At 59.9% G+C, this 10,906-nt stretch carries 9 protein-coding genes and 1 pseudogene; 2 read left to right on the top strand and 8 right to left on the bottom strand.

Translation table 11 applies throughout. The features are described from left to right. From JWR14_RS35655 to JWR14_RS35640, 4 genes and pseudogenes are all read right to left on the bottom strand, one after another. Nucleotides 1-239: pseudogene (locus JWR14_RS35655) on the bottom strand (transposase); the annotation flags it as partial. A 37-nt stretch (nt 240-276) separates the two neighbouring features. Beyond that, nucleotides 277-1,464: a serine hydrolase domain-containing protein gene (locus JWR14_RS35650; RefSeq protein ID WP_299718910.1), complete on the bottom strand. Its 1,188-nt coding sequence runs from the start codon at nt 1,462-1,464 to the stop codon at nt 277-279. 563 nt (nt 1,465-2,027) lie between these two features. Beyond that, nucleotides 2,028-2,768 carry a DUF2182 domain-containing protein gene (locus tag JWR14_RS35645; protein ID WP_299718908.1) on the bottom strand — a complete coding sequence of 247 codons (741 nt, stop codon included), beginning with the start codon at nt 2,766-2,768 and terminating at the stop codon, nt 2,028-2,030. Between the two features lie 73 nt (nt 2,769-2,841). Continuing rightward, nucleotides 2,842-3,468, bottom strand: a complete 627-nt coding sequence (locus tag JWR14_RS35640) for a DUF1326 domain-containing protein (RefSeq protein ID WP_299718912.1) — start codon at nt 3,466-3,468, stop codon at nt 2,842-2,844. Nucleotides 3,469-3,814: 346 nt separating this feature from the next. On the opposite strand from JWR14_RS35640, the gene JWR14_RS35635 reads away from it, so the two are divergent. Then, nucleotides 3,815-4,633, top strand: a complete 819-nt coding sequence (locus JWR14_RS35635) for a class I SAM-dependent methyltransferase (RefSeq protein WP_299718906.1) — start codon at nt 3,815-3,817, stop codon at nt 4,631-4,633. Nucleotides 4,634-4,886: 253 nt separating this feature from the next. Here JWR14_RS35635 and JWR14_RS35630 read toward each other — a convergent pair whose 3' ends face one another. After that, entirely contained in the window at nt 4,887-6,104 is a 1,218-nt protein-coding gene (locus tag JWR14_RS35630) for a porin (protein WP_299718904.1), read from the bottom strand. A 333-nt stretch (nt 6,105-6,437) separates the two neighbouring features. Here JWR14_RS35630 and JWR14_RS35625 point away from each other — a divergent pair, with 333 nt between their 5' ends. Then, on the top strand, nt 6,438-6,689 hold the full coding sequence (locus JWR14_RS35625) for a hypothetical protein (RefSeq protein WP_299718902.1): 252 nt from the start codon (nt 6,438-6,440) through the stop codon (nt 6,687-6,689). A 137-nt stretch (nt 6,690-6,826) separates the two neighbouring features. On the opposite strand, the gene JWR14_RS35620 is transcribed toward JWR14_RS35625, so the two are convergent. From JWR14_RS35620 to JWR14_RS35610, 3 genes are all read right to left on the bottom strand, one after another. After that, nucleotides 6,827-8,587 (bottom strand): winged helix-turn-helix domain-containing protein, encoded by a 1,761-nt coding sequence (locus JWR14_RS35620; RefSeq protein ID WP_299718900.1) that lies wholly within the window; start codon nt 8,585-8,587, stop codon nt 6,827-6,829. Further along, nucleotides 8,584-9,873: an MFS transporter gene (locus tag JWR14_RS35615; protein ID WP_299718898.1), complete on the bottom strand. Its 1,290-nt coding sequence runs from the start codon at nt 9,871-9,873 to the stop codon at nt 8,584-8,586. The genes JWR14_RS35620 and JWR14_RS35615 overlap by 4 nt, the downstream gene beginning before the upstream one ends. Before the next feature lie 303 nt (nt 9,874-10,176). Next, entirely contained in the window at nt 10,177-10,866 is a 690-nt protein-coding gene (locus tag JWR14_RS35610) for an L-2-amino-thiazoline-4-carboxylic acid hydrolase (RefSeq protein ID WP_299718896.1), read from the bottom strand. Nucleotides 10,867-10,906 lie beyond the last annotated feature (40 nt).

The raw sequence follows: 10,906 nt of genomic DNA, 5'->3' as shown, positions 1-10,906 counted from the left end.
CCGAACGGATGCTCGACAGTCTGCCGCCGGATACGCATTATCTCAGGCGCATGATCAAGTCGCGCCTGCATTTCCTCGACAATTGCCTCGTGCTCCCAGCGCGTCACCCGGCGTTGAGGTCCCGGCGTGCACTTCTCTTTTAGTGAGCACTGCTGGCAATTCGAACTCCAATACTTGCCGAGCTTCAGGGCACGCTCTACGGTCTGGCATCTCAAGATGAGCCGCTCGCCGGCAGGGCACGCCGGACTGCATGGTCCGGCGTGCCTCCCATCCGATTCACCGATAGTGGTAGACGGCGGTCTCGAATTCGACAAACCCCGGGTAGGAAGCCGCATCCTGGAATGGCAGGATCTGGCTGGCCCAATAGCCGCCGATGCCATTCTTGCGATCAATCCAGAAAAAAAGGTTGCCCAGGCCCGCCCACATGAGCGAACCAGCAGGCCGCCCCGACGGCGCATCTTCACGGTTGATCATGAACGTGTAACCCCAGCCCTTGTCGAGAGCCGGGAAGAACTCGCCGGTATTGCTCAGTGACGGGATCGAGGTGACCCAGCCGCCGACCGAGATACCCATATCGACCAGACCATCCCGGCTCATGGCCGTCACGGTCTCAGACTTCAGTACGCGACCGTTCGGCCCGGCTCCGTCGCTCAGGATCATGCGGATGAACTTCATGTATTCGCCCACCGTGGCATACAGACCGTGACCAGCGCAGTCCATCTCGGGAGGTTGCGGCAGGACCAGATCGGGCAACGGAGTCACTCGGCCGTCCGCTGCGCGGTCATGGACGGTGACGCGGCGTTGTGCCATCGAGTCGCTCATGGTGAAGGCGATGTCCTTCATGCCCAGCGGGTCAAAGATGCGGTCCTTCATCACTTCGCCGAGGCGCTTTCCGCGCTGCTGCTCGACGATGCGGCCCAGCCAGTCGATATTGACGCCGTAGGTCCAGCGCTCGCCAGGGTCGTGCAGCAGCACGGTGCGAATGGCCGCGAACGTGCTGGACACGATGGTCGGAATCTTCTTTGCCGCGCGGTAATTCAGGTCGTCGGCGCTAAAGAATTCGTAGCACAAGCCCGAGGTATGGAGCATCAGGTCGTTGACCGTGATCTTTCGTTTCGGAGGCCGGGTTTTGGGTTGGCCGTTGTCGTCGAAGCCATCGAGAACCTGCAACTCGTCGATTTCCGGGACGTATTTGCCGGCAGGGTCGCTGAGGCTGATTTTCCCTCCTTCCACCAGTTGCATCATGCAGACGCCCGCAAGGGCCTTCGTGGTGGAAAAAATGGCGAACACCGAGTCGGTGGTCATCGGGCTGTCCTTGCCCAGTTCGCGGGTGCCGACAGCGCCTTCGTAGAAGTTATCGTGGCGGTCGGTGGCCATCGCCACCACGCCAGGGACGCCGCCGTGGCGCTCGACCGTCTGTTTAAGCACAGCATCCAGCGCGGACTTCATTTTGGCCTGTGTCATTGCCTGTCTCCGATCCCGGGCGGCAGCGTTACTCACCTTTACACACCTGCGTCGGGCCGCCTGTAACCGATCCGCAAGCTAAAATCAGTATAGGAGAACCACGTCGAAAAACCTGTCCGGGTCTGTGGGTGAACTGTCCGGAGCAGGTAACTAATAGGAGCTGGATGGCCCCCAAAACTCCCATGCCGTACGAAGCCGCTATACGCGAGGCGCTTGCGGCGGTTACAGCGCGCGGCGATGTACCGGTATCCTCGCGGATGCCTGCGCACGGCTCGGGGCCGATGTGGTCCGCTATTCCTTCATCGCAGTGGACTTGCACCACTTACTCCTTGCCGGTCTCCCGGCGTACCCGTGTCAAAACTCAAAATCACCAGGTTTTAGGGGGTCGCTTTACCCCTCTCGAGGTGCCGCGAGGCCTATATAAAGCGTTCTGACAAGCCGCCTTTTGCACTGAGCCAAAGCGGCGTGCGTTTTGACACGGGCTCGGCCGCATGCCGCCCATGTGACAGGCGCCGTGCGACCACCCATCACAGTCCTCGGTGGAACTAAAAAGAAGGAGAGCTTCAAAGAATGCCGGCGAAGAGCAGAACCCCGACCAAAATCACTACCGCGCCGGCCACGCGCGCCACAACGGCGCCTGCTGGTCCGATCTTTTCAAAGAAAACGAACAGCGCTAGCGTCGCCACCCAGACAAGATTCATCACCCCTACGACGAACAGCACGCACATCAGCGCCCAGCAACACCCGAGGCAGTACACACCATGACGCATTCCCATCCGCAGCGCGCCGGACGTCCCATCACGCCAGCGAGTCATTAGAAACCCGAGGGGACTTTGGCAATGCATGAGACATGCTCGCTTGAACGGCGTCAATTGGTACACGCCGGCCGCGCAAAGAATCGCACCGCCTATCCGTGGACTTGAAGCCGCCATCTCCGGTGACAGCACTGCGGCATGGTGCAGTGCCCACTGCGCAAGTGTCGCGCATGCGCCGAAGCCAACCCACACGGTCAGATAACCCAAGCCGAAGATCAGCACGATGAACGGCGCCCTGCCTCCGCCCCGTCGAGCATGTGCCCCTGCGAAAAGAAGCATTACGGGCAGTGCCGATCCAGCCATCATGCCCACCATCATGACGACCCACATCGCGAACGTGAAGAAAATGTCGGCAGTCGTCCATGGCATCGCCATTGACATACCCATCTCCATCATCATTTTGTCGTGCTGTCTTGCCGACGACATCTGATGATCGAGATAGAAGAGATACCCCCACGACAGCACCGTGACGGCAGCAACGTAACCCAAAATGAGAATGCGGTCGCACCTCGAGAGGCCCGCGACTGACCCAGGATTGGATGCGCGAGAAGAGGCAGCCAGCTTACGCACCCTGCCAGGAAAAAGGCGCATATTGGCCGTTGTTCTGCCCACTGAGGTCGTCCCACTCAAAGCCAAGCGCGTGGACGTGACTTCGCGAGGCATGGGCAAGCGCTAAGCGATCGGCGGCCGGATGACCTGTGTTCTCCAAATGAAGCGGCTCAGTCGCGTTCGGATTAATGCCCATCGCACCCTCAGCGGCCATGTCGACGAGTTTCGGCGATGTGACAGACCACTTCGTCCCATTACGGTCGAAGCGAATCGCCGCCGACTCGACCCCGACGAACGATCCTACGAGGGGCGAGAGAGCCGCCATGGGTCCGCCTGCCGCACCGCTGGTAATCGCCGTGATCGCGTCGCGCTGCTCCATGCTGGCCCGCTCGTCGACAATGAGACCCACGGACCAATTCCCCTTTCCCATCGCCTCCGGTGTCAATCCGAGAACGATGAACCCGAGGCCATCGAGAGAAACCGCTTCGTGCTGGCCGCGATCGATCTGGAATGCCATGGCAAACGTGCATGAGCCCTTGCTCGGTCTGACTGCCATCTGTCCAGGGAGGCATGGGCAGACGTAGTCACAACTGCACGTCTCATAGTATTGACCGCTAATGTTCCAGGTTGGGGTTGCCATCATCTATCTCCGTGTCACTCTAGCTGCAGTGCATCAAGCCCCATCGATATATTGGATGACGAAATGAGCCCCGCTTGCCTTCGACCTCGATGAGAAGGACAGTGGTGCTATTCCAGGCTCAGCCAAAACCTCGACAGGCTCCACGTTGAATATAGGCATAAATAGATGGAAGGCTAGCTCATTGTTCAAGCGTTGCCCCGTGTCCCGGTTTTCGCGCGGGCTGGCCCGATCATGTTCGTCGGATTCTTCTGAATTGTTCATTTCCTTGAACTATTTATTTGACCACGAGCGTTCCTGGACACCTGGCGCCCGGGATTGCCGCAAGTGCGATAGAAGGAGCAGGCGCATGGATAGGTTTGGTACTGACAAGCTCTTCGCCGGTTCGATCCCCGAGCTCTATGAGCGTTACCTCGTTCCGCTGATCTTCGAACCCTACGCCGCCGATCTCGCGAATCGGGTGGCAGTTCTCAATCCGTCGCGCGTGCTCGAGACCGCCGCCGGCACGGGCGTGGTGACCCGCGCGCTGGCGAATGCATTGCCCACGCACGCTGACCTGGTCGCGACGGACCTGAATCAGCCGATGCTGGATCGTGCCGCGGCAGTCGGCACCCGAAGGCCCGTGAAGTGGCAACAGGCAGACGCGACGCAGTTACCGTTCCACGACGCGAGTTTCGACATCATCGTCTGCCAATTCGGCGTGATGTTCTTCCCGGACAAAGCGCGCGCGATGTCCGAAGCACGGCGCGTGCTCCGGCCCGGTGGCACGCTGTTGTTCAATGCCTGGGATCGCATCGAGGAAAATGAGTTCGCCAATACTGTCACGGCGACACTTGCCAGCCTCTTTCCCGCAGATCCTCCACTTTTCCTGGCACGCACGCCGCACGGCTATTTCGACCTGGCAGCGATCTCGCAAGACCTCGCGAAGGCGGGGTTCAGTGAGGTGCCTCGCTTCGAGACGATTGCAGCGCGTAGTCGCGCGGCATCGGCACGGGTGCCGGCCATTGCTTATTGCCAGGGAACGCCCTTGCGCAACGAGATCGAAGCCCGTTCTGAAGCAGGTATGACTGAGGCTACGTCGGCGTGCGCCAGGGCGATCGCCGAGCGGTTTGGCGCGGGCTCCGTCGACGGAAAGATCCAGGCACACATCGTCATCGCCCAGCGCTGACGGGGTCCGAGCTTCGCCAGGCACACAGGAACTGGCCCACTACCACCTTCGTCGCATAATGATTCATGCAAGAGTTCTTCTAAATGGAATCTCTGCTCCTTCAAAAGCGTTGCAAGTTGCTGCTGTATGCAACATCCGCCTTCCGCGGAGTATTTTGCAGAATCCGCAACTTCGTTCGGCCGGGAGTCGATCATTGTTTAGCGTTTAGCTTGAAGATCAAGCGAGGCATGTCGCTCGCACTGCAGTGGGAGATCTAGAACCGGTGCGATATGGCGATGGCGCATGCAAGCTGGCTGCGACTCGACGACGGCGCCGCGTTAAAGCCGTCGCCGATCGTCGCGGTCGCATTGATGACGTTGCCGGCGCCGGCGGTGCCCAGTGTCTGGCCATGCGCACGCTGGAAGCCCTGCAGCGCATACAGCATCGTGCGCGCCGACAGGTTGTACGACTCCGCCAGATTGAACTGCTGGTACTGCGCTGCGCTGGCGACGCCATTCGCTCTGGTCGCGCGCGTGATGCTGTAGCCCGCCGCCAGGTCGACTGCCGCGGTCGCGCGAAAATGCAGCACGGCGCCGACCGTGTTGAAGATCGCCTCATCCCGGAACACCGAGCCCGCGCCCGGAATGTATTGAACGTTCGACCAGGACACCGACACGCCCCACGCCGGAGAGAACGCGTAGGAGCCGGCGACCGCGACACGCTGCTGAGCGGCCGCCGTCTGATAGCCATTGGTGAGGGCCGACACGCCAGGCTGACCGCCCGAGTTCAAGGTCGAGTTTGCCCCCCATGCACCGCCTCCCAGCGTCGAGTTGTTGAATCGCTCGACACCTGCAGCGACGCCTAGCGGTCCATTCGAATACCGCAGCGCCGCGCTCCAGCTCGAACCCTGGGTGAAACTGCCCGGCACTGCGCCGAGCGAGTAGGAACCGCTGACGGTGACGCCGTAAAACACAGGCGACTTGTAGACGAGCGAGTTATTGACGCGGTATATGACGTCGAGGTTGTCGATGTCCCCGGCGTGCGCTCCGAAATAACCGGTCATCCAGGTCGTCGGGCCATACGGACCCACGAGGGAATAGTAGGAGGTGTACTGACGGCCTGCGGTGAGGGTACCGTAGCTCCGACTGTCCAGACCGACGAACGCCTGCCTGCTGAACCCGGCATTCGCGAACTGCTGGGTGCCGCTAAGGAGGTTAAAGCCAGACTCAAGCGTAAACACGGCCAGTGTGCCGCCCCCCAGATCCTCCTGCCCCTTGAATCCCAGGCGATTGCCATTCCAGATGTTCTGTCCAAGCTTAATGTTGGAATGGCCGTTCGCCGTCGAGCCGAGCGACGTCTGGCTGCTCTGGTAAACGAGCCCGGCATCGACAATCCCGTACATCGTGACACTACTCTGCGCGAACGCGGGTGCGGCAACGCATGCGATGCCGGCGACAACAAGCGCGCTGGCGTAGGGACCGTTGCTTTTCATTCAGCACCTGTTCGGGCGGAGGCCTGCGTCAGACCAGGAAGCGCGCATAGCATGCTAGACGAGTTGTGCGACTGGTGCTATCCGCGCGACGGGCGAATGTCGCGAAATTGATCGAGTCGGGTGATGCGCGCGGTCCTTCAAGCAGGAGGTCCGCAATCTGGCACGCGTTAACAATTTCGTTAGATTGAGTCGATGGCGCAGGAGGCGGTCTGATCGCAGTATTGACCAAGCGTTAGCAACACGACGCCGCATTCTCGCGGGAACCGTCCGGGATCGCCTTACGGCCAGTCATCCGCTGAGCGTTTCCAGACTTATGGATAGGAGAAAGTTAACATGAAAACGATTCGAATCGTGGCGATCTGCGCCATCGGCATGTTCCTCGGGCACGCGTGGGCACAAGACAAGCCCGTACCATCGGGAACCGCACCGTCTGCCCAGGATGTCGGTGGCGTCGTCGACGCGTCAAGAGGTGAAATGGGAATGGCAATGAGTCCAGCACGGCAACAGGTCTACCCGGACCTCAGCAACTCCCAGCAATCCGGCGAGCAAAGCCGTATTGTGAACAATACGTTCCGCCACCATTGAGTGCCGCGCAACGGCTTTGCGCGACCGCCGTCCCGCACGATGAGTGCCCACGAAAACACTCATCGCGCGCCTGACGGTGGCCGGCTGCCGATCCGACCGGGACTCGCCCGCCGAGTGATGGGGCTTTGCTCCGAAGCTCAGTAGCCAATACGCTTTTCGACAATCCGGAACCGTCCCATCGACCGATAGCGATGGAACCATGCGTTCGTACGAAGTTCACACAGGCGCGGCGAATGTTCGGCAAGCGCAACGTCTAGCCAATGAAACATCTCGACCGGCTGGTCGAGCCTCGCGTAAATTTCCGCAAACAGAAACGGCGACGTATAGCGTCTTTGATGCCTCGCCATCAAGTCCTGCAAATACCATTGCAGGACCTTTTTGTAGCCCCCGGAGTCCCAGACCGTGCGAATAGTCTCTGCGCGGGCGAATTCGTTGCATCGCGTTAGCGCATCGATGGTCGCTTCGACAGCCCCCTGGTATTGACCCTGCTCTTCATATGCGGTTGCCAGTAGCTGGTAGACAAGCGGGGAGCGGTCGCCATGTCCAGTGTTCAGGCACTCCCGAATCACTTCGTCGTATTTGCCCGCCTGTACGAGCCCAAATACGCGTGACCCTTCGAACCCGAGCGGATCGACCTTTTCGGCACGCTCGAACTGCGCCCTGCCTTCCGCTTCCCGCCCAAGCACGAGCAGGAGTCTTGCATACAGGCGGCTCGTTTCAGCGTGGCTTGGGTTGAGCCGTAACGCCTCGAGGAACTCATCCTCTGCCCGGTGCCAGTCCCAGTCATAGAAGTAGTGCACGCCGGCTAGCGCCTGATGAGCCTCGGGAAGATCGGCGTCCAGCTCCAGTGCTCGCAGCGCCGCCTCCCGCGCTCTCGGGTGGCCCTCCGACGGTGCACAGAGCCCGTGTGTCGCCGCGGAGCCGAGGACATTTGACATCCCCACATACCCGAGCGCATAAGTCGGGTCCCGTTCGAGCGCGCGCTCGAAGTAGCCGCGCGCGCGAACGAAGTCCTCGTCGCTCAACGCGTGATGCGCGGCAAACCCTGCATCGAAGTGCACGCGGCGGGTCCAGTAGTAGCGGCCGCGCAGGTAGGCATCGTGCGCCGCAGGATCGACGGGCAAACGTCTCGCCAGCTTGTGCCGCTGCTGTTCCGCGAGTGCTGGCGAAACCTCCCGGGCGAGCGCCGTTCCAACCTCTTTCTGGATTTCCAGTGCCCCGCTCGCCATGGGCTCCTGCGCGCAACTCCAGATCTGCACCTGGTCGAAGCAACGAATCAGTTGCGCCAGAATGCGAATCCTCACACCCTCCCGCTTCAGCGAACCTTCCAGCACGTAGTCGATCGACAGCTCGCGCGCGATCTCCGCGATACTTTTGCTGACCCGTCGGTAGCGGGCGGCAGTCGTCCTCGAAATGACAAGGATGCGCTCCGGATCGAGCATGCCGATATTGGCCGAGGTTTCGTCGGCCAGCGCGTCGCAGAAACTGTCCTGGCCGGTATCTCCGGTCTGGTTTTCGAACGGAAGGACCAGTATCCGCACGGCTTCCTGCGGGGCGGGTACCGATTCGTCCGACACGGGCCGCACGTTATTCAGGCGATAGCCTTTGCCCTTCACCGTGATGACGTGCTGCGGGTTGACTGGATCATCATGAAGCGCGACGCGAATTTTCCGGATCGCCGTATTGATGCTGTTGTCCGTTTCTCGATACCTGTTTGTGCCCCACAGCGCTCGCACGATATCCACACGCGTGACGAGTTGCCCGTTACGGGATGCCATCAGGATCAGCAACTCCATCGGCAGACGCTCAAGCCTGATCTTCTCACCTGCACGGCGCAATTCGTAGCGCTGAATGTTGAGTTCGACATCCGCAATCATGACGGATTCTGGCGTGTTCATCTGCGCTCCTGCCATCGCGAGTTCCTGTTCGCATCGACGACGTCGGCGCGCGGTCGTTCGCGTTTCATCCCGAATGAAGCCGCGAATGCGAGCGCCGAGCACAACACAATGACGAGAGCGGGCGCGGACGTCCAGTGCAGACTGGAAACGAGGATATTCGCCGCGAGCGGCGTCAGTCCCAGCGACGTGGCCAGACCGAGATTCATGGCCGTGGCAACGCCGCTGAATCGGACGTCGACTGGAAACATTTCGGCAATCGCGCACGCGAAGGTTCCATTGGCGAGCGAAGCGAAGACGCCGCCCATCAGGAACAGCACAGACAGGCTGGCGTAGTGACGGGCGGCCGCAATGAAGAAGAAGGGTGCGAACAGCGCGGACAAGACGGCTCCCGACCTGAAAACATAACGGCGCGGCAACAGGTCGCCAACGTACGACGTCACGAGAATGCAGACTGCCATGACGATCAGGTACAGCGTCTGGGCACTCGCGATCTGCTGCGCGTCGTATTGAAGCCCTTGCAGATAACTTGGCGTGAATCCGATAAAGATGCCACCCGACGCGCCCACCAGCAAACACGCGGCAGCGCCTGTCGTCAAGCGAGCGAAATGGTTGCGAAACAGGACGGCAAGAGGCTCGCGATGCCGGGCGCCAATGGCCCGCGCGTATTCGTCGGTCTCCGCAAGGGTGCGGCGCAGGGCAAAGCTCAACAGCCCGACCATCCCACCAAGCAGGAAGCCAATCCGCCATCCGAACGCGTGGACTTGCTCGGGTGTGAACGCCCATTGCACCGCAAGATTAATGCTCGTCGCCAGAAGCAACGCAAGGTTGACCGCGACGAACACGATGCCGCACAGGACACCAGACCTTCCACGCACGGTTTCAACGGCGTAGACGACTGCTCCTGGCAGCTCACCCCCGAGGCAGAGACCCTGGATGAGCCGCAGCAGGAGAAGAAGCGCCGGGGCTGACGCGCCCCATACAGCGTATGTAGGGAGTATTCCAATGAGGAGTGTCGAAACGGAGGCGATCATCGCGGACGACACGAAGACTAAGCGCCGGCCATGCGTGTCGCCTAACCGGCCAAGGAAGATGCCTCCCACCGGCCTGGAAAGGTAGCCAATGGCCAGCACCGTAAACGACAAGGTCTCCGGCGACATGGCAGTTCGTGATGGAAAGAACTCCATGCCGATGGTTCGTGCGAAAAATCCGAAGATGACGAAATCGAATACCTCGAGCGCTCCCCCAGTACTGGCGACCAGAATGGTCCAGCGTTGGCTCGCTGTCATGGAATCCTTTCGGATTGGGAGCGAATCGTCGAGCATGGAAATCCCTGATATCGCAAGGCACAACGACTACTCTAAGCGGACGTCGCGCCGGAGAGACGTGTTCAGCCACCACCATGTCAATCTGGCTTCCAAGATGGCGCATGGTCGTTCTGGCTCAAATATGATGGACGACGATCCACTTCCACGAAAGGTCTTTAGTTTCGTCTTGTGCTCCTTTATCGGCGGATACGCTGGCTACTTCATCGTTACGCTGAGATATGTCAAACGCGACGCGAATGACCCGAAGCACGCACGTACGTCGTCCTAGTCCGACGGGAGCCGCGAGAATCGGAAATTGCAGTGGTTCGCGCCGCCAGCCAACGTTTGTGTCCTTTCCAGGTGGATGCCTCGTGTTGCATAGGCGTCGAAATCAAGCCCACAAATGTTCGGCAAAGTTTCTTTATCTCCATGGCTAGCCGCGAATTTGCAAAAGCCGCAAGCTTTGTAGTTGATGCCGAATTCAAAGTTGTCGCCCGGGCCCGGTTCGACGAAATCGTAGACGAAATCTTCCGGGAACTCTTTCTGATGGCTTTTCGTAGCGCTTTTTGTAGCCTGCTCGCGCAGCAAAGTCTGATTTTCTGACGACATGAATTGACGCCCCGAGGCGAGACGTTCCGCTTCGGGCACGGTGAGCAATTGCGCCTTGTAGGTTTCTCGCTCGATTTCGCCGATTACCGACAGCAACACGCCGTGTCGCCGGAGCACTCGACTGATGGCCATAAAGCCCATGAGACGCATGAAGAAATCGCTCATACGACTTGCCGCGCCTCCGACATAGGTCATTTGGGTGAGCACGATTTCGAATTCGTCCATCACCTCCTGCCTGATCCCATCAATATCGGATAGATGCGCGCGTTCGCACAACATCGCTTCGGCAAGGTCGAGGCGATGGTGCATGGCGGCCTCCATTGCACCGCGATGCGACTCGTAAAAGGGATGGACGATCTCAGCCATTGGACACCTCTCTAACACAATTAGCCTATTGCAAACATAC

Origin of the sequence: Caballeronia sp., assembly GCF_028292365.1 — a bacterium.
Lineage (GTDB): Bacteria > Pseudomonadota > Gammaproteobacteria > Burkholderiales > Burkholderiaceae > Caballeronia.
The sequence above is the reverse complement of the archived record's forward strand: the minus strand, read 5'-3'. Positions and strand labels throughout refer to the sequence as shown.

Bases quoted from the DNA above. Each gene is read 5' to 3' on its own strand.
- JWR14_RS35650 (WP_299718910.1), bottom strand. From the start codon at position 1,464: ATGACACAGGCCAAAATGAAGTCCGCGCTGGATGCTGTGCTTAAACAG.
- JWR14_RS35640 (WP_299718912.1), bottom strand. From the start codon at position 3,468: ATGGCAACCCCAACCTGGAACATTAGCGGTCAATACTATGAGACGTGC.
- JWR14_RS35635 (WP_299718906.1), top strand. From the start codon at position 3,815: ATGGATAGGTTTGGTACTGACAAGCTCTTCGCCGGTTCGATCCCCGAG.
- JWR14_RS35630 (WP_299718904.1), bottom strand. From the start codon at position 6,104: ATGAAAAGCAACGGTCCCTACGCCAGCGCGCTTGTTGTCGCCGGCATC.
- JWR14_RS35625 (WP_299718902.1), top strand. From the start codon at position 6,438: ATGAAAACGATTCGAATCGTGGCGATCTGCGCCATCGGCATGTTCCTC.
- JWR14_RS35620 (WP_299718900.1), bottom strand. From the start codon at position 8,587: ATGAACACGCCAGAATCCGTCATGATTGCGGATGTCGAACTCAACATT.
- JWR14_RS35615 (WP_299718898.1), bottom strand. From the start codon at position 9,873: ATGACAGCGAGCCAACGCTGGACCATTCTGGTCGCCAGTACTGGGGGA.
- JWR14_RS35610 (WP_299718896.1), bottom strand. From the start codon at position 10,866: ATGGCTGAGATCGTCCATCCCTTTTACGAGTCGCATCGCGGTGCAATG.